The following is a 17,831-nucleotide window of genomic DNA, read 5'->3' as shown; positions in this document are numbered from 1 at the left end:
CGCCGTGGGTGTCGTGCTGCCGGAGTCGGAGTGGACCGCGCGCCGTGCCGCGCACGCGGACCGGGTGCGGCGGTGGACCGGCCCGCACCACGAGCGCAAGGCCGCCGGCGCCAAGCACCCGGTGCTGGACTTCCTGTTCTCCTACTACTCGCACCGCCCGTCCCGGCTGGAGCGCTGGCACCCCGGTCCCGGCGTGGTCCTCGAAGGTGACGCCGCGCACGCGTACCTGAAGTGGTCCGTCTACCGGCGTACCCCCGACGGTGTGACGCTGGACGTCGAGGCGTTCGCCCGGGAGCGGGCCAACACCGTGGAGTTCGCGGGCAGGCTGCTGGCCGCCACCGCGAGCCGCGCGCCCCGGCTCGGCTGCTTCGGCTTGCACGAGTGGGCGATGGTCTACCGGCAGCGACCGGACCAGGTGCGGCACGACGCGTGGCCGCTGCGGCTGGGCGGCGCGGGCACCGACCGGGTGGTCGAGTCGCAGCGGGTGCAGTGCGGGCACTTCGACGCGTTCCGCTTCTTCACCCCCGACGCCCGGCCGCGCAACACGCTGCAGCCGACCCGGGAAACGCAGGTCGAACTGGAACAACCAGGCTGTTTGCACGCAAATATGGATCTTTTCAAATGGGCTTACAAGCTGGACCCGGCGACGCCGTCGGAGCTGGTCGCGGACTGCTTCGAACTGGCGCTGCGGATTCGCGAGCTGGACATGCGGGCCAGTCCGTACGACCTGGCCGGGCTGGGCTACGAGCCGGTGCCGGTGGAAACGGCCGAGGGCCGCGCCGAGTACGTCCGGCAGCAGAGCGCGTTCGCCGAGCAGGCCGCGCCGCTGAGAGCCCGGTTGATCGAGCTGACCGAAGCGCTCACCGCCGGGCTCGTCACCACCCGATAACCCGGAGTCACTTCACCTTTTCCCCAGACGTCACCTGTTAGCGTGGCGCCGGTCGGGATTCGCCAGCCGCACGTCGCCGGCGGCACGCTGCCGGACGCCTGAGAGGAAGACGATGTCTCGACACCGCGCGCTGCGGACGAAGGTGCGGCGCGGCATCGCGAAGTGGCCGGTGGCCATCGTCGGCCTGGTCGCCCTGGTGGTGCTCGGCTGGCTCGGCTGGAGCTGGGTCGGCGACATCGTGGAACGCCGGGCCGCCGCGCAGGCCGGTGACTGCAACGAGGGCGAGGCGCTGCTCAGGGTCGCCGCGACGCCCAGCGTGGCCGAGGCCGTCAAGCAGGTCGCCGAGGAGTGGAGCAGGCAGCACCCCGTCGTCTACGACCACTGCATCCAGGTCGAGGTCCAGTCGATCGACTCCGAGGTCGTGCTCCAGGGCCTGACCCAGGAGTGGGACACCGCCGAGATCGGCGAGCGCCCGCACGCCTGGATCACCGACTCGACGCTGTGGGCCGACCGGCTCGGCGCGCAGAACGCCACCCTGCTCGGCGCCGTGCCCGAGTCGATCGCGACCAGCCCGGTGCTGCTCGCCCTGCACCAGGAGCCGGCGCAGGCGGTGCAGGCGGGCTCCGGGTTCCGCTGGACCGACCTGCCGGACCTGGCGGGCGCGGCCGACGGCTGGAGCCGGTTCGGCCACCCCGAGTGGGGCCGGTTCAGCGTCGCCATGCCCGACCCGGCGCGCAACGCGGCCACCGCGATGGCCGTGCAGTCGGCGCTGGCGGGCGCGAGCCCCGAGGGCAGGGGCCCGGTCACCACCGACGTGCTGGCGCTGGACCCGGTGAAGAGCACGATGAGCAGGCTGGCGTCGGCCACGCCCGAGCAGGCGCCCACGGTCACCTGGGAGGCGTTGAAGTCGCTGAGCGCCGACCCGGCGGTGAACGCGGCGGGCTTCAGCGCGGTCCCGGTGTTCGAGGTGGACCTGTACCGGCACAACACCGGCAAGGACGGCGGCGCCGCGCCCGCGCAGCCCCTGTACGGGGTCGCGGCGGGCGGACCGACGCCGATCGCCGACTTCCCGTTCGTGCCGCTGGCCGGCGACTGGGTCGGCGAGGCCCAGGTCCGCGCGGCGCAGGCGTTCCGCGCGTTCCTCCAGGAGGACGCCCAGCAGGCGATCCTGGCCGGCGCGGGGCTGCGGGTCGAGGCCACCACCGAGCGGCCCAAGCCGTCGCCCGGCATCCGGTGGGCCGCCGTCACCGACACCCTCGCGCCCGCCGACGCCAACACCACCCAGCAGATCTCGGCCGCGTGGGCGACCGCCGACGACGGCCAGGTCGTCACCGTGCTGGTGGACACGTCCAAGTCGATGGAGGAACCCGGCGGCGACGGCCGCAGCCGGATGGACTGGCTCAAGCAGGCGCTGTCCGGGCAGGTCAACCGGTCGGTGTCCGGATCGCTCGGGCTGTGGGAGTTCTCCCGGCAGCTCGACGGCGACAAGCCGTACCGGCAGCTCGTGCCGACCGGGCCGGTCGCCGGGCAGCGGCAGGCGCTGCTGGACGGCGTGGCCGCGCTGCAGCCGCAGAGCGCCACCCAGCTCTACACCAGCGTGCTCGCGCTGTACCAGCGGGTGCAGGCCGACTACCAGGACGGCAAGCGCAACCGGATCGTGGTGCTCACCGACGGGGCGAACGACGGCGGGCTGACGTTCCAGGAGCTGACGGCCGAGCTGGGTGCGGCGAAGCAGGCGGGCAAGGACATCGACGTCAGCGTCATCGCGATCGGGCCGGACCCGGAGCGCGCGCCGCTGTCCGAGCTGGCCAGGTCGACCGGCGGCACGCTGTCGGTGGTCGAGGACGGTCGCGGCATCGACGCCGCCCTCGCCCAGCTGCTCTCGGCCGCCTGATCACCCGAACGGACGGCCGGGGCACTACGCCATCCGACTTGTTGAATTCACACCGAAACTATTCTCGATCTTCTTCTGTGCGCATTCTTCCTGGCCAGTGGCAGGAATTGACGAATAGCCGAGGATCAATCACACTTCATGCCGGTTGATCGACGGCGAATGGTTCCGTAACTTCGAGTGCTTCGACGTCCCTGCACACGTCGATTCCCTGCACCCGAAAGGCGGACAACGTGAAGAAGTTGTTCTTGGCGCCTGCCCTGCTGGCGCTCGTGGTGGCCGTCCTGGTCGCACCGAACTCCCAGACCGCGCTCGCCGGGGAAGGCCACCCGACGAGCGTCGTGGAGCTGGCCACCGCCCCCGCGGACGTGGTCACCGCGCCGCCCACGATCGCGGCGTGGCCCGTGCCGAACGCGCGGACCTACCGCATCCTCAGCTCGTGCTCGCCGTACGCGTCGGCCATCCGCACCGGCGCGCGGGCGTGGAGCGGGCTGACGGAGAGCTCCAGCGGCACCCCGGTGGAGTGCCGCAACGGCTACATCACCGACTGCGGCGGCGGCAGTCGCGTGGTGGGCTGCAACTGGGGCGCGGGTCAGCGGATCGCGCTCTACATGGGCGGCGTGAACGACGACGCCCTGCTGGCCGCGCACGAGTTCGGCCACAACTGGTACGGCCACTCCTCGTACCAGTGCGCCGGCTGGGGCAGCGCCCAGCAGGTGATGGCGCCTTCCATCTGCAACTACAGCGGCGCCACCACGATCGACTGATGACCGGGCGGGCGCGCCCTTCCCCGGGGCGCGCCTGCCCCGTTCCGCGTCTGCGGGCCGGTCGAGCGGGCCGACCGGCTACTCACCCCACCCGCGCCCACCGCACGTACCTCAGCCTCCCCTGCTGCCACCCGACATCACCTGATCGAGACGTTGATTCGACGCCTCTGAAGCCGTACCGTGAAACCCATGACCACCCTCGCCGAATGGCCCATCGTCAGCCGGGACAAGGTCGTGCGCGCCTTCCAGCCAGGCGCCGCTCCGACCAGCGAGGCCCCCTACCGGACGTTGCGCAGGCGCCACTGCGCGACCGAGGGCCTGGCCGTGCGCCCACGCGGCTCGGGGCGGTTGCAGGGTCAGGTGCGGTTCTTCAGCAGGCTCAACGTGCGGGCCGCCGTGTGCGCCAGGCTCGGCTACTTCGAGCAGGCCGAGCAGCTGGCGTGCGCGGCCCGTGAACTGGAGGGCGGCGAGGTCTTCCGACGCCTGGCCGACCACCTCGCGGAGCTGCCGCGCGAGGCGGTGAGCGCCGCGGTGGCGGGTGATCTCCCGCCGGGGTTGAACACCCGCCTCGTCCGAGCGGCGGCGCAGGCCACCGGGCACGTCCAACCGGCCTGGGCCGACTCGGGTTCACCGGTTGAACGGGAACTGGCACTACTGCTGGTCCACCACGGCCACGTCTCGGAGCTGCGCGGTGACGTGGCGTGGATCAAGCAGCTCGGCCGATCACCGGATGTCGTCCTGCCCCGTCCGCTGCTCGATGCCGCGCACCGCGCCTTCCTCGGCGGCCCGGTCGTCCTGCGGACCGTGCTGACAGGGGACCAGGCAATGGTCGAGGTGGTCCCGGCGGTCGACCTGGATCTGCCGGAGGCAGCGGAACCGTACTCACCGTTCGACCGCGCCGACCCACGCACGACCACGATCACCGAGGAGGACGCCGAGCGCTTGTCCGGCACTCCGGCGCCGTTGTTCGCCCCGGTGCCCGTGGTCATCCACGAATGAGGGGAGAGAGATGGAAGGTCAGGACGGCGTGCGCTGACGACAAGGGACTCCTGGAGGAATTCCGGTGTGCCCGGGACGAGGCGTGGCACCGGGAAGTGGAGCGGTTCGTGTGCCGGGACCTGCTCGACTGGGGTCTCGATCCCCGCGCGGCAGAGGCCGATCCGCGCGTTCTGCTGCTGACCGTGCCGTCCGGCGAACTGGTAGGCGTCGCGGCGCATGAGCACGCGGCCCTCTTAGCGCCCGGAGGGCAACGGATCGAGGCCACGAAGCTCCAGGTCGTCGCCCTGAGCCTGCACTGGCAGGGCCGGAGCTTCGAATCGGGCCCGCGTGCGTCGGACGTCCTGATGTCCGCCGCGATGACCGACATCGGCACCCGAAGACCGCCCCGTGCCGCGAGGGTCTTCGCAGTGGTCCACCGGGAGAACACCCGCAGCCTGGCCGTCCTGCGACGCTTCGGCCTGACCGAGGAGATGAGCGACGCCACTCCTCCCTACCGCCGCGTCATCACCCCGGCGTGCTGAACTGACCACCCCGGCCAACGGCCGCCACGACCACCCGAAGGGGCCGTGGCGCGCGGGTCGCCGGCTCAGATCCGCCCGGACACCCCTTGGCCGCGATGTGCCCGGCAGTCGGGTCCCGATGCTCGTCGCTCACGCCCTGCCGCCCAAGGACGCACGAACCTTCCTCGAACGCCTCGCAACTCTCGGCTGCCCACGGTGGCCAGGCACCCAGTCTCGGTCCCGACCACTCCCAGCCCACCGCTCCATACTCACTGCCTACCTTCGCACCGCACCGCACCGCACCACACCGCACCGTGCCAACCCCGCACCCGCTCCGCGCCCACCACCGCACCCTGCGGACTACGCCCACCGCCTGCGCCCTGCCCCCGTGCTCCGCGCCCGCCACCGTGTGCACGCACCGACCGGGCACCGCCCCGCACCCACCGCCCGCACCCTGCGCCTCGTACCCGCACCCCGAGCCCCGAGCCCCGAGCCCCGAGCCCCGAGCCCCGAGCCCCGAGGAAGCATGCCCCTGGCCGGCAGGCAGGCACGCAAGCACCTCGAACGCCGGAGCCCCGGTCGCGAGCGTGAACTCGCGACCGGGGCTCCCGGACGAACTGCTCGATCAGCCGCCGTAAGCGGAGATCGGGGGGCACGAGCACACCAGGTTGCGGTCGCCCTTGGCGCCGTCGATGCGGCGCACCGGGGGCCAGACCTTCGGAGCCGAAACGCCCGCCGGGAACACCGCCACCTCGCGGCTGTACGGGTGGTTCCACTCCGCCGCGATGGAGGCCGCCGTGTGGGGGGCGTTGCGCAGCGGGTTGTCGTCGGCCGGCCACTCGCCCGAGCCGACGCGGTCGATCTCGTGCCGGATCGCGATCATGGCGTCGATGAACCGGTCGATCTCGGCCAGGTCCTCGCTCTCCGTCGGCTCCACCATGAGCGTGCCCGCCACCGGGAACGACATGGTCGGCGCGTGCAGCCCGTAGTCGGCCAGCCGCTTCGCCACGTCGTCCACCGTCACGCCGGTCGCCTTGGTGATCGGCCGCAGGTCGAGGATGCACTCGTGGGCCACGAAACCGCCCTCGCCGGTGTACAGCACCGGGAAGTGCTCGTCCAACCGCCGCGCCACGTAGTTCGCCGCCGCCACCGCCGTCAGCGTCGCCCGCCGCAGGCCGTCGGCGCCCATCATCCGCACGTAGGCCCACGAGATCGGCAGGATCGACGCCGAACCCCACGGCGCGCCGCTGATCGGGCCGACACCGGTCGCCGGACCGGCCGCCGGCTGCAGCGGGTGGTTCGGCAGGAACGGCGCGAGGTGGGAGCGGACGCCGATCGGACCGACGCCCGGACCGCCGCCGCCGTGCGGGATGCAGAACGTCTTGTGCAGGTTCAGGTGCGACACGTCCGACCCGAACTTCCCGTACTGCGCGAGCCCGATCAAGGCGTTCAGGTTCGCGCCGTCGACGTACACCTGGCCGCCCGCGTCGTGCACCAACCCGCACACCTCGCGCACGGTGTCCTCGTACACGCCGTGCGTCGACGGGTAGGTGATCATGATCGCGGCGAGCGAGTCGCGGTGCGCCTCGATCGTCGAGCGCAGGTGCTCCACGTCCACGTTGCCCCGGTCGTCGCACTTGACGACCACGACCCGCATCCCGGCCATCACGGCGGACGCCGCGTTGGTGCCGTGCGCGCTGGACGGGATCAGGCACACGTCGCGGTGCGCGTCGCCGTTGGCGCGGTGGTAGGCGCGGATCGCCAGCAGGCCGGCGAACTCGCCCTGGCTGCCCGCGTTCGGCTGCAGCGACACCGCGTCGTACCCGGTGACCTCGGCCAGCCACCGCTCCAGGTCACCGATGATCGTCAGCAGCCCCTCGGCGTCCGACGCGGGCGAGAACGGGTGCAGGTCGGCGAACTCGGGCCAGGTGATCGGCTCCATCTCGGCCGTCGCGTTCAGCTTCATCGTGCACGAGCCCAGCGGGATCATGCTGCGGTCCAGCGCGACGTCCTTGTCCGACAACGCCCGCAGGTAGCGCAGCAGCGCGGTCTCGGAGCGGTGCGCGTGGAACACCGGGTGGGTCAGGTAGTCGCTGGTGCGGCGCAGGTCGGCGGGGATGCCGTCGGCGGTGTCGGCGTCCAGCCCGTCCACGTCGGAGACGGTCACGCCGAACGCCTCCCACACCAGTTCCAGGTGCTCGCGGGTGGTGGTCTCGTCGCACGCGATCGACACCACGTCGGCGTCGACCTGCCACAGGTTCACGCCCAGGTCGCGCGCGGCGGCGACGACGGCGGCGGCACGGCCCTCGACGCGAGCGCGCACGGTGTCGAAGAACTCGCCGTGCACGACCTCGACGCCGCCCTCCAGCAGCCCGGCCGCCAGCACGGTGGCCATCCGGTGGGCGCGGGTCGCGATCGCCTTCAGGCCCTCCGGGCCGTGGTAGACCGCGTACATCGACGCGATCACCGCGAGCAGCACCTGCGCGGTGCAGATGTTGCTGGTCGCCTTCTCCCGGCGGATGTGCTGCTCGCGCGTCTGCAGGGCGAGGCGGTAGGCGAGCGAGCCGTCCGCGTCCACCGAGACGCCGACCAGCCGGCCGGGCAGCTGCCGCTCCAGGCCCTGGCGCACGGCCATGTAACCGGCGTGCGGCCCGCCGAACCCGATCGGCACGCCGAACCGCTGCGTGGTGCCGACCACGACGTCCGCGCCGATCTCGCCGGGCGGGCGCAGCAGCGTCAACGACAGCAGGTCGGCGGCGACCACGGCCTGGGCGCCGGCCCCGTGGATCTCCTCGATGAGGCCCGCGTGGTCCCGGACGACGCCGGACGCGCCGGGGTAGGACAGCAGCACGCCGAAGAAGTCGCCGCCCAGGCCGAGCCCTTCCAGGCCCTGCGACAGGTCGGCGGTCACGATCTCGATGCCCAGCGGCTCGGCGCGGGTCTCGATGACGGCGAGGGTCTGCGGCAGCGTGTCCTCGTCCACGACGAACTTGTCCGACTTGGACCGACCGGCGCGGCGCACCAGCGTCATCGCCTCGGCGGCCGCGGTGGACTCGTCCAGCATCGAGGCGTTGGCCAGCGGCAGGCCGGTCAGGTCGCCGACCACGGTCTGGAAGTTCAGCAGCGCTTCGAGGCGGCCCTGGGAGATCTCCGGCTGGTACGGCGTGTACGCGGTGTACCAGGCGGGGCTCTCCAGCACGTTGCGGCGGATCACCGGCGGGGTGGTGGTGCCGTAGTAGCCGAGGCCGATCATCTGCGTCATCGGCCGGTTGCGGGCGGCGAGGGCGCGCAGCTCGGCCAGCGCCTCGGGCTCGGTGGCGGGCTCCGGCAGGTCCAGCACCAGGTCGCGCTCGCGGATCGACGGCGGGACGGCGTGCTGCGCCAGTTCCTCCAGCGAGCCGACACCGATGACGTCGAGGATGCGGGCCAGCTCCGCGGGCCGCGGGCCCACGTGCCGGTCGGCGAACGGGGTGCCGTGTTCGAGCGCGGCGAGGGGGATGCGGTCCTGCGTCATCGGTGCTGGCCTCCAGGGCTCCGGACAGACTTCTGCCGTTGCCCTCCCCCTCTGTCTTCTGCCCGGCGCCGGGCGCCTGAGAGCTTCACCCGGCGTGACCCGGGCTTGCACCGTCGGCGGGGTCGGTTGCCCGACCCGCTTTCCAGAGGCGTCTCACCCGCGCGGTCCTTGCGCCTGAGAGGTTCCGGGGAGGATTTGCTCCTTCGGCGCCGAGACTGGCTCGGACTCTCCCGCGCGGGATAAAGCGACTACGCGCGAGAGCGTACCCGCTGGACGTGCGCGTCATACCGCTCGCGCGACGTGGATCTCACCGCCGACCCGCGACCGGGGGCGCGGGGGTCAGCCGATGGCCCGGGTGCGGCGGCGGCGGGACAGCTCGTCGTCGGCCGCTTCCACGATCTCGGCGCCGTCCACGCGTTCCGCCGGGAAGTCGTGGATCGTCCCGCTGATCTCGCGCATCGCGCCGCTGACCGCGATGCCGAACACCCCTTGGCCGCCCTGCAGCAGGTCGACCACCTCCTCCGGGGAGGTGCACTCGTAGACCGTGGTGCCGTCGCTGAACAGCGTGATCCGGGCCAGGTCCTGGACGCCGCGGCGGCGCAGGTGGTCGACCGCGACCCGGATGTTCTGCAACGAGACGCCGGTGTCCAGCAGCCGCTTGACGACCTTGAGGACCAGGATGTCCTTGAACGAGTAGAGCCGCTGGCTGCCTGAGCCGTGGGCACTCCTTATCGTCGGGTTGACCAGCCCGGTGCGTGCCCAGTAGTCGAGCTGGCGGTAGGTGATGCCCGCGATCTGGCACGCGGCGGGGCCGCGGTACCCGACCAGTTCGTCCGGCAGCGAGGAGTCCGGGAACAGCTCACCCTGTTCGCCGGATCCGGCCCGGATGGGCGCTTCCTCGACCACGCCTGCCTCCCCTCGGTCCGGTCACGACGACCGGCGACCAACGTGAAGCCGCCCCGGTGTCGCGGAACCACACCGTGACAATTCACCTGAGTTCGACGGTAAGACCGGGTAGGGGGCAGGTCAACGCGACGCGCGGGGCGTGTCTGACCTCAACGTGAGGTTGAGGTTGAGAGAGCCGCCCGTCGTAAGCCATTCGGGTGACGTTTAGTGATCGTTTAGCGGAGCATCATTGACGTTGTGTAACCCATAGGAGTGACACCTGCGGGTGGCACGCGGGGTTGATCCACAACTCACCGCAACACTTGCGAGGGGCCGTGCGCGGCTTGCCGGCCGACGTCCCGGCCCTTCGCAGGCGGGCACGGCGAAGCCCCGGTCCGCGAGCGGCAACCCGTGGACCGAGGCGTCGTGCGAAGTGCGGAGCGGGCGGTCTACGTGTCCGCGCCGCGGAAGTCCTCCGGCGAGATCGAGTCGAGGAACTCGCGGAACTTCTCGACCTCGTCCTCCTGCTCGTCCGGGATGATCAGGCCCGCCTCGGCCAGCACCGACTCCTCCGCGTGGATCGGCACGCCGATCCGCAGCGCCAGCGCCACCGAGTCGCTCGGCCGCGCCGAGACCCGGATGTCGCCGTCGAACACCAGCTCCGCGAAGTAGGTGCCCTCCTGCAGGTCGGTGATCCGCACCTGCTCCAGCTGCCGGCCGAGCGCCCCGATGACGTCCTTCAACAGGTCGTGGGTCAACGGCCGGGCAGGACGGACTCCCTGCTGCTCCAACGCGATCGCCGTGGCCTCGACCGATCCGATCCAGATCGGCAGGTACCGCTCGCCCTCGGTTTCGCGCAGCAGCAGGATCGGCTGGTTCGCGGGCAGTTCCACCCGCACGCCGACGACGCGCATCTCGCTCATCGGGTCTCGCCTCCCTCAGCGCGCTGAAATTCTGGCGTCCCCGCTACCTCACGAGGATCCCCCACGTACGGTTTCGACGCTACCCGCCAAGCGGGCTCTGTGCGCAACCGCCCGCCCTCATCGAATCACGATGCGGACACGCGTTCACCTCGGCGAAACGCGGGTGCCCGCAACTCCACCCGTGACGTCGCGCAAACCCACCTTCACCAGCAGTGAGTGCAGCGTCACGGAGAGCGCCGCCAACTCGCGCACGACCTCGTCCACCGCGGCCCGGTCGCGGTGCCGGTGCGCCGCGCCGACGACCTGCTCCACCAATCCGACCTCGCGGTCGGCCGCGGCCCGGAACGGGCGCAGGTGCCGCGCCTCCAGGCCGTGCGCGACCATCGCCCGCACGGTCGACGCGATCTGCACCGCCTCGTGGTCGTAGAACCCGCCCGCACCGGCCTTCACCAGGCCGTTCTGCTCCAGGTCCGCCAGCACGCCCGGCTCGATGCCCGCCCGCGCCAGCAGGTCCTCGCGGGTGACCCGCTGCCCGGCGGCCGGGGTGGGGTCGACCGCGCGCAACGCCTTCGACGCGGCCTGGTCGGCCGCGTCCAACTGCTCCTTGATGACCTTCAGCGGCAGGTAGCGGTCCCGCTGCGCGGCCAGCACGTAGCGCAGGCGGTCCACGTCCGCGGCCGTGAACTGCCGGTAGCCCGACGGCGTGCGCGCCGGGCGGACCAGCCCTTCGGACTCCAGGAACCTGATCTTGGAGATGGTGACGTCGGGGAAGTCGGGTCGCAGCAGCGCCAGCACCGCCCCGATGCTCGACCCCCCGCGTGGCCGCCCGGCCGCCGTCACCGGAGCCCCATCGCTCAGGCCCCCTGGCCCCCGGCGCCCGGACCGGTCAGGAACACCAGGCGGAACTTGCCGATCTGCACCTCGTCGCCGTTGGCCAGCACCGCCTGGTCGACGGGCTCGCGGTTGACGTAGGTGCCGTTGAGGCTGCCCACGTCGATCACCACGAACTCGCCGCCCTCGCGGCGGAACTCGGCGTGGCGGCGGGAGACCGTCACGTCGTCGAGGAAGATGTCGCTGTCGGGGTGCCGCCCCGCGCTGGTCGTGTCGCGGTCCAGCAGGAACCTCGACCCCGCGTTGGGGCCGCGCTTGACCACGAGCAGAGCCGACCCGGCGGGCAGCGCGTCGACACCCGCGACGGCCGGCTCCTGGGCGGGCGCCTCGGCGCCCTCGACCTCGGCGAGGAAGTCGGCCCGGAAAACGGAGGTCCGCTCCGGGGACTGCTCCGGCGGAACGCCTGGCCCGTCGTTCGTGCTCACCTGAGCTCTCCTCCTGCTGCTGGAACTCTCGAGACCGCTAGAACCTATCGTGCCCGAACCCTTGTCCGAGGAGCGGCTCCCCCACCGACCGAAGAGCCGCCGGAAGATCGACGTCACCCCTGGGCCGCCAGCTCCTGGTACGCGGCGGCGTCCAGCAGGTCGTCCACCGCGGTGGGGTCCTCCAGCCGGAGCTCCACCATCCACCCCTCGCCGTACGGGTCCGAGTTGACCAGGTCGGGCTGCTGGTCCAGCGAGTCGTTGCGGGCGACGACCTCGCCGGCGAGCGGCGCGTAGATGTCCGACACGCTCTTGGTCGACTCCACCTCGCCCAGCGTCTGACCGGCCGCGACCTGCTCACCGAGTTCGGGGAGCTGGACGAACACGACGTCGCCGAGCTGTTCCTGGGCGTAGTCGGTGATGCCCACGCGCACGGTGTCCTCACCCGTGCGCAGCACCCACTCATGTTCCTCGGTGTACTTGAGCTCCTCGGGAATCACCGCGGTGTGCTCCTTCAATGACGGTGGATCTTCGCAACCGGATCTTCCCACGTCCCGCTCAGCGGGGCGCGACCCCCGGCCGTCGGCGCATCGCCAGGGTGAACTGGTACACGTACAGCACTCCGGACCACAGGTACAGGGCCCCGCCCCAGACCATGAACGCGTAGGCCACCGGCCGAGCGATCTGGGCGGCGGTCGAGGAGCCCTGGGCGAGCAGCAGCATGGGGAACGCGTAGAGCAGGTTGAACGTGGCCGCCTTGCCCAGGTAGTTGACCTCGAACGGCCCGTAGCCGCGGGCCCGCAGCACGGGCAGGCAGACCCCGACGACCGCCTCGCGGGCCACCAGCACCACCGCCACCCACCAGGGCACGATGCCGCGCACGACGAACGCGACCAGGGTGGCCAGGATGTAGAGGCGGTCGGCGGCCGGGTCGAGCAGCGCGCCGAGCTTGCTCGCCTGGTCGAGCCAGCGGGCGATCTTGCCGTCGAGCCAGTCGGACAGGCCCGCCGCGACCAGCACGACCAGCGCCCAGCCGTCGGCGCGCGGGCCGAGCAGCAGGTACAGGAACAGGGGCACGCCGAGCAGCCGCAACACGCTGAGCGCGTTCGGGATGGTCAGCAGCCGGTCGGCTGGGTCGCGCGGCACGCCCGAACTGTAGCCGGCCGCCCGGCGCGCCCCGGTGGCCGACTCGCGGAAGCCGGCCGGGCGCCGGGCTCAGTTGGTCGAACGGGTGCGGCTCCAGCCGCGGCTCTGCAGTTCGGCGCCGGTGAGCGCCTGCGGACGACCTCGGTCGTCGACGCCGACCCACCGGGCCCGGAAACCTTCGAGCACGTAGGCGTGGCCCTTGCTCCAGACCACGCTGCACGGGGCCGTGGGCAGCGTTGCCGCGCCGCTGGTGCCGACGCGCGCCGCCTTCGGCTTCGCGGGCTCTGACTCGGTTTCCGTCGTGGTGCTCATGTGAAATCCCTCCACCAGGGTTGTCGCGCACGGCTCTCGTGGCGTTATCCCCGTCACCGGATTGTGCGGGACTGTGGTGAGGACCACCTCCGCATTCGTGCCCGGTCCCGGTCGGCGGGCGGTTGGGCCGGCCGAGTTGCGCCGGACCGCCGGAACGCTTCGCATGAGGTGTAACCGGCCCCGCCGGGACCAAACCGCTCACCGTCCGTCATGCGCCGCACACCGTGCAACGCACTACACTGGTACCGATCAGGCCGCCACCCGCCGGCTTGTGGTGCCGCCACGGGCTCCGTACGGTGGGTGGCGCAGCGGTTGAGCCAACAGCCGCGCCGGGAAGTCCGGCTAGCGGGCACGTTCCGCCACGCTGCTGTCCAGTGCTGCGCACCCATTGGTGCGCCGGGCTTCCCACCCAGCGGTTCCAGCTGAAGAGGAGTGCCTCGTGACTGTTCAAGATCCGGACGTCGTGACGACGGGCGGAGTCGAGTCCGCCGCGGCCGACAGCCCGCGGGTCGGACAGCTCGGGCTCATCGCGCGCAACCCGGCCGAGGGCGTCACCGTGGTCTCGGTGAGCGGCGAGGTCGACATGCTCACCGCGCCGCAGCTGCGGGCCGACGTGCTGGGGCGCCTCGACGCGAGCGACGTGGTGGTGCTGGACATGTCCGGGGTGAGCTTCCTCGGCTCCGCCGGGCTGGCGGTGCTGGTGGAGGCGTCGCAGCAGGCCAAGCGGCGGGACGCCTCGTTCCGCGTCGTGGCCGTCGAGCGCGCCGTGACGCGCCCGCTGGCCGCGACCGGCCTGGGCGAGGTGTTCAGCGTGTTCGAGTCGGTCGAACTGGCGCTGGAGGCCCGCACGGCCCTCTGAGAACGATCCGGACGGGTCTAGTCGTGCGGCACCATGTCGATGACCTGATCCACGCCCGCCGCGACCAGAGCGCGGCGGGCGTGGCCGTTTTCGGGCGCGCGCACGACGACGCGGTTGCCCGCCGCGGCGGCGGCCTCCGCCACCGCGCGCAGGCCGCGGATCAGGCCCTCGTTGCGCTCGCCGAGCGCGCGCAGGTCCACGACCACGGGCACCGTCCCGCCGCGGGCGGCGGTGAGGATGCGCCGGCGGACGGCGGGCGCGGCGTGCGCGGGCACGTCGCCTTGCACCTCCACCTCGACCCAGCCCTCGCACGCGGTGACGCGGACCGGGTCGACGGGCGGTGGCGCCGGGAAGGTGCCGCGCGCACGTCGCCCTGCCGAGAGGACGAGGGTGACGGTGGTGCCGCCGGGTTGGCGGTCGACCAGCACCTCGTCGACGTTCTCGCGCATCAGCAGCAGCCCGCGGCCGCGGGCCGAGAGCGTGGGCGGTGGCACGCGCCAGGCTCCGTGGTCGGTGACCACGACGTGCACGCTGCCATCGGGACGGCCGTCCGCGTCGATGTGGACGGTGCCCTCCTCCCCTGGGCGGTAGGCGTGCTCCACGGCGTTGCTGGCGGCCTCGTTGACCGCGATGAGCAAGTCGTACCGGTCGTCATCGGACAGGCCCTCGGTGGCCAGCCAGGCGTCCAGTCGAGCGCGCACCTCCGAGAGCTGCCCGGCGCGTGCCGGGAACTCCAGTGCAAAGTGGTGGTCCGCGAGTTGATCGGTCAAAAGCCCTCCCCGTCGCACCAGTCAGTCTTCCCGGCCCGCGTGTCGCCTACACGTGTGAGCTGCGATCAATTCGGGTACCGATACCGTCAGCAGCACAACGAGAGAGAACGGACGACGAGGTGAGCGTGTCGCACACTGAGCCGCGAAGCGGTGAGTCGGAGAACGCCCTGGCCGGGGTGGAGTTGCGGATGGCGGCCGATCCCACGCAGCTGTCGGTCGTGCGTGCGGTGGCGGCCGACATCGCCATGCGGCAGGACTTCGACCTCGACTCCATCGAGGACTTGAAGCTGGCGGTGGACGAGGCGTGCTCGACCCTCATCTCACTGGCCGCGCCGGACACCGTGCTGAGCGCGCAGTTCGTCGTGGTCGACGGGTCGGTGCAGGTGTTCACCAAGGTGGGTTCGCAGCGGTCGGCGCCTCCCGACCGGGACAGCTTCGGCTGGCGCGTGCTGAGCGCGCTGGTCGACTCGGTCACGACGTGGGTCGCGCCGCAGGCGGACGCGTACGAGGTGCACATCGACCTGGTGAAGCGGTCGTTGGGAACGGTGGATGCGTGACGAGGTCGGACGGGGGCACGACGCGGTCCAGCAGCCAGGGTGACTACGACCACCTGGCGCCGCTGTTCGTCCGGCTCGCCGCGACCGCGAAGGACGACCCGGCGCGGGAGCGGTTGCGCGACGAGCTGGTGACCGAGCACCTGCCCGTGGCCAAGCACATCGCCCGGCGGTTCGGCCACCGCGGTGAGCCGCACGACGACCTGGTGCAGGTGGCGACGGTCGGGCTGATCAACGCGGTGGACCGGTTCGACCCGGAGCGCGGCAGCGACTTCCTGTCGTTCGCGGTGCCGACGATCATGGGCGAGGTCCGGAAGTACTTCCGGGACTCCAGCTGGTCGGTGCGGATGCCGCGGCGGCTCAAGGAGCTGCACCTGGCGATCAACGCCGGGTCGGCGCGGCTGTCGCAGGAGCTGGGCCGGGCGCCGACGCCGAGCGAGCTGGCCTCGCACCTGGGCCTGAGCCGGGAGGAGATCCACGAGGGGCTGGCGGCGGGCAACGCCTACCACAGCGCGTCGCTGGACGACCTGCTCGTGGCCGACGACAGCTCCATCTCGCTGGGCAGCACGCTCGGCGAGGAGGACCCGGAGCTGGAGGCGATCGAGCAGCGGGAGGCGTTGCACCCGTTGCTGGAGAAGCTGCCGGAGCGCGAGCGCAAGATCGTGGTGATGCGGTTCTTCGGCAACATGACGCAGACGCAGATCGCGCAGAAGGTGGGCATCTCCCAGATGCACGTGTCGCGGCTGCTGGCCAAGACGCTGCGGCAGCTGCGCGACGGGTTGACCGAGTAGCGCCGGTCGGTGGGGAACGCAACGGGGCCGCCTGACGGAGAGTCAGGCGGCCTCGGCACGTGTGGGGTCCGGCGGCCCGAGGGGGGCGGCGCGGGTGCGGCCGGATCGGTGACGAGCCGACCGCCGAGCGGTCGGTCGTCGGGCGGCGAGTCGTCAGGCGGCGGGTGGTCAGGCGGCGGGTGGTCAGGCGGCGGGTGGTCAGGCGGTCGGTCGGCGAGTCGGTCGGTCGGGGCAGGTGGGGCGACTGCCGGGCCGGTCGGTGCGGGCCGATCAGGCGGCGGAACGGCGGCGGCCCGCGATGACGCGGCGGCGCTCGTCCTCGCCCATGCCACCCCAGACGCCGTACGGCTCCTGGACGGCGAGGGCGTGCTCGCGGCACGGCACCACCACCGGGCAGCGGGCGCAGAGCTGCTTCGCCTTGTCCTCACGGGCGGCGCGGGCGGAGCCGCGCTCGTTGTCCGGGTGGAAGAAGACGGCGCTGTCCCGCCCTCGGCACAGACCTTCCTTCTGCCAGTCCCAGACGTCGGTCACGGGCTTGGGCAGGCGCGCGGTGCTGGTCATCGGATGAACCCCCTTGCGGTGTCACGGGTGCTTGCGGTGTCACAGGTGCTTGATCACGGCTTACCCGCTGGTCCCCCGGACGCAAACGTGGTGCGCCACATCGGGTGGATTGCCGAGCGGGTGGACTTCGGGTTGCTGCGGGTCGCGGCCGGCCCGTCCGGGTCGGTCACCGCGCGCCGTCGGCGAGGGCGGGCGCCACCGACCCGGCCCAGAACTCGAAGAACTGCTCCTGGTCGGGCCCGATCTGGCTGACGTACACCTCGTCGTAGCCCGCGTCGGCGAACTCGCGGACGGCGTCCGCGTACGGCTGCGGGTCGGGGCCGACCGGCAGCGCCGAGGCCATCATCTCCTCGGTCACCAGGGTCGACGCCTGCTCGAAGTGCCGCGGGCTCGGCAGCACCTGGGCCAGTTCGCCGGGCAGCTGCTCGTTGGCCCACAGCCGGTGCGCCGTCTTCACGCCCGCCTCGGCCGACGGCGCGTGGCACACCTTGAACCCGCCCTGGGTGGGCTTGCCGGCGCCGCCCGCGTCGCGGAACCGCTCCAGCAGCGACGCGTCCGGGATGGTGGAGCACAGGCCGTCGCCGATCCGGCCCGCCAGCTCCGCCGCCTTCGGCCCGAACGCCGACACGTACACCGGCACGGGCGACTCGGGCAGCGTGTAGAGGCGGGCGTTCTCGACCTTGTAGTGCCGGCCGCGGTGGCTGACCTCCTCGCCGGTCCACAGCGCCCGCATCACCTCGACGGCCTCTTCCAGCATCTCCAGCCGCTCCGGGGCGGACGGCCACGGGTCGCCGAAGATGTGCTCGTTCAGCGCCTCGCCGGAGCCGACGCCGAGGGTGAACCCGCCGCGGCACTGGACGGCGGCCGTCGCGGCGGCCTGCGCCACCACGGCCGGGTGAATCCGGACCGTCGGGCAGGTGACCGCGGTGGTGATGGGCAGCGAGGTCGCCTCGGACAGCGCCCCGATGACGGACCACACGAACGGGCTGTCGCCCTGCTCGCGGTTCCACGGGTGGTAGTGGTCGGAGATCCACAGCCGCTCGAAACCGGCCTGCTCCGCCCACCGCGCCTGCCTCACCAGCTCACGCGGTCCGTGCTCCTCGCTGGAGAGGAAGTAACCGATGCTCACCATGGCCACCGGTTACCCCTGCGGGAAC

19 protein-coding genes and 1 riboswitch are annotated in these 17,831 nt (G+C 72.1%); of the genes, 8 read left to right on the top strand and 11 right to left on the bottom strand.

Annotated elements, in window-relative coordinates; translation table 11 throughout:
- Positions 1-4: 4 nt before the first annotated feature.
- The 5 genes from AB0F89_RS17370 (at position 5) to AB0F89_RS17350 (ending at position 5,067) form a co-directional block, all read left to right on the top strand.
- On the top strand, positions 5-889 hold the full coding sequence (locus AB0F89_RS17370; RefSeq protein WP_367137416.1) for a 3-methyladenine DNA glycosylase: 885 nt from the start codon (positions 5-7) through the stop codon (positions 887-889).
- 112 nt (positions 890-1,001) lie between these two features.
- Positions 1,002-2,783, top strand: a complete 1,782-nt coding sequence (locus AB0F89_RS17365) for a substrate-binding domain-containing protein (protein WP_367137414.1) — start codon at positions 1,002-1,004, stop codon at positions 2,781-2,783.
- 230 nt (positions 2,784-3,013) lie between these two features.
- Entirely contained in the window at positions 3,014-3,547 is a 534-nt protein-coding gene (locus AB0F89_RS17360) for a hypothetical protein (RefSeq protein WP_367137412.1), read from the top strand.
- A 189-nt stretch (positions 3,548-3,736) separates the two neighbouring features.
- On the top strand, positions 3,737-4,546 hold the full coding sequence (locus AB0F89_RS17355; protein ID WP_367137410.1) for a hypothetical protein: 810 nt from the start codon (positions 3,737-3,739) through the stop codon (positions 4,544-4,546).
- 95 nt (positions 4,547-4,641) lie between these two features.
- Positions 4,642-5,067, top strand: coding sequence for a hypothetical protein (locus tag AB0F89_RS17350; protein ID WP_367137408.1), 426 nt, complete (start codon positions 4,642-4,644; stop codon positions 5,065-5,067).
- A gap of 604 nt (positions 5,068-5,671) precedes the next feature.
- Here AB0F89_RS17350 and gcvP read toward each other — a convergent pair.
- The 8 genes from gcvP to AB0F89_RS17310 all read right to left on the bottom strand — a co-directional run bounded on the left by gcvP (position 5,672) and on the right by AB0F89_RS17310 (position 13,139).
- Complete coding sequence (gcvP, locus tag AB0F89_RS17345; RefSeq protein WP_367137406.1) at positions 5,672-8,560, bottom strand: aminomethyl-transferring glycine dehydrogenase; 2,889 nt, start codon at positions 8,558-8,560, stop codon at positions 5,672-5,674.
- 152 nt (positions 8,561-8,712) lie between these two features.
- A riboswitch (glycine riboswitch) is annotated at positions 8,713-8,803 on the bottom strand.
- 96 nt (positions 8,804-8,899) lie between these two features.
- Positions 8,900-9,466, bottom strand: a complete 567-nt coding sequence (locus tag AB0F89_RS17340; protein ID WP_367137404.1) for a MerR family transcriptional regulator — start codon at positions 9,464-9,466, stop codon at positions 8,900-8,902.
- 428 nt (positions 9,467-9,894) lie between these two features.
- Positions 9,895-10,368 carry a bifunctional nuclease family protein gene (locus tag AB0F89_RS17335; protein ID WP_033441591.1) on the bottom strand — a complete coding sequence of 158 codons (474 nt, stop codon included), beginning with the start codon at positions 10,366-10,368 and terminating at the stop codon, positions 9,895-9,897.
- A gap of 144 nt (positions 10,369-10,512) precedes the next feature.
- Positions 10,513-11,208, bottom strand: coding sequence for a MerR family transcriptional regulator (locus AB0F89_RS17330; RefSeq protein WP_367137402.1), 696 nt, complete (start codon positions 11,206-11,208; stop codon positions 10,513-10,515).
- Positions 11,209-11,222: 14 nt separating this feature from the next.
- Positions 11,223-11,684: a glycogen accumulation regulator GarA gene (garA, locus tag AB0F89_RS17325; RefSeq protein ID WP_033427969.1), complete on the bottom strand. Its 462-nt coding sequence runs from the start codon at positions 11,682-11,684 to the stop codon at positions 11,223-11,225.
- A 113-nt stretch (positions 11,685-11,797) separates the two neighbouring features.
- The gene (gene gcvH, locus AB0F89_RS17320; protein ID WP_367137400.1) at positions 11,798-12,181 is read right to left on the bottom strand and encodes a glycine cleavage system protein GcvH; all 384 of its coding nucleotides are present in this window, start codon (positions 12,179-12,181) and stop codon (positions 11,798-11,800) included.
- 58 nt (positions 12,182-12,239) lie between these two features.
- Positions 12,240-12,827 (bottom strand): CDP-alcohol phosphatidyltransferase family protein, encoded by a 588-nt coding sequence (locus AB0F89_RS17315; RefSeq protein ID WP_367137398.1) that lies wholly within the window; start codon positions 12,825-12,827, stop codon positions 12,240-12,242.
- A gap of 69 nt (positions 12,828-12,896) precedes the next feature.
- Complete coding sequence (locus tag AB0F89_RS17310) at positions 12,897-13,139, bottom strand: hypothetical protein (protein ID WP_367137396.1); 243 nt, start codon at positions 13,137-13,139, stop codon at positions 12,897-12,899.
- 439 nt (positions 13,140-13,578) lie between these two features.
- On the opposite strand from AB0F89_RS17310, the gene AB0F89_RS17305 reads away from it, so the two are divergent.
- Positions 13,579-13,998: an anti-sigma factor antagonist gene (locus AB0F89_RS17305; RefSeq protein ID WP_367137394.1), complete on the top strand. Its 420-nt coding sequence runs from the start codon at positions 13,579-13,581 to the stop codon at positions 13,996-13,998.
- Between the two features lie 17 nt (positions 13,999-14,015).
- On the opposite strand, the gene AB0F89_RS17300 is transcribed toward AB0F89_RS17305, so the two are convergent.
- A complete protein-coding gene (locus tag AB0F89_RS17300; RefSeq protein WP_367137392.1) occupies positions 14,016-14,768 on the bottom strand; it encodes an ATP-binding protein in 753 nt (250 codons plus the stop codon).
- Positions 14,769-14,893: 125 nt separating this feature from the next.
- Here AB0F89_RS17300 and AB0F89_RS17295 point away from each other — a divergent pair, with 125 nt between their 5' ends.
- Both AB0F89_RS17295 and AB0F89_RS17290 read left to right on the top strand, forming a co-directional pair.
- Positions 14,894-15,325, top strand: coding sequence for an ATP-binding protein (locus AB0F89_RS17295; RefSeq protein WP_367137390.1), 432 nt, complete (start codon positions 14,894-14,896; stop codon positions 15,323-15,325).
- Positions 15,322-16,113 carry a SigB/SigF/SigG family RNA polymerase sigma factor gene (locus AB0F89_RS17290; protein ID WP_367137388.1) on the top strand — a complete coding sequence of 264 codons (792 nt, stop codon included), beginning with the start codon at positions 15,322-15,324 and terminating at the stop codon, positions 16,111-16,113. The genes AB0F89_RS17295 and AB0F89_RS17290 overlap by 4 nt, the downstream gene beginning before the upstream one ends.
- Before the next feature lie 270 nt (positions 16,114-16,383).
- On the opposite strand, the gene AB0F89_RS17285 is transcribed toward AB0F89_RS17290, so the two are convergent.
- Together AB0F89_RS17285 and AB0F89_RS17280 are read right to left on the bottom strand one after the other, a co-directional pair.
- Positions 16,384-16,674, bottom strand: a complete 291-nt coding sequence (locus AB0F89_RS17285; protein WP_367137386.1) for a WhiB family transcriptional regulator — start codon at positions 16,672-16,674, stop codon at positions 16,384-16,386.
- A 166-nt stretch (positions 16,675-16,840) separates the two neighbouring features.
- Positions 16,841-17,806, bottom strand: coding sequence for a TIGR03557 family F420-dependent LLM class oxidoreductase (locus tag AB0F89_RS17280; protein ID WP_367137384.1), 966 nt, complete (start codon positions 17,804-17,806; stop codon positions 16,841-16,843).
- Positions 17,807-17,831 lie beyond the last annotated feature (25 nt).

The sequence above is a fragment of the Saccharothrix sp. HUAS TT1 genome, from assembly GCF_040744945.1.
In the GTDB taxonomy this organism is placed as follows: domain Bacteria; phylum Actinomycetota; class Actinomycetes; order Mycobacteriales; family Pseudonocardiaceae; genus Actinosynnema.
This window is presented reverse-complemented; position numbering and strand designations above follow the sequence as displayed.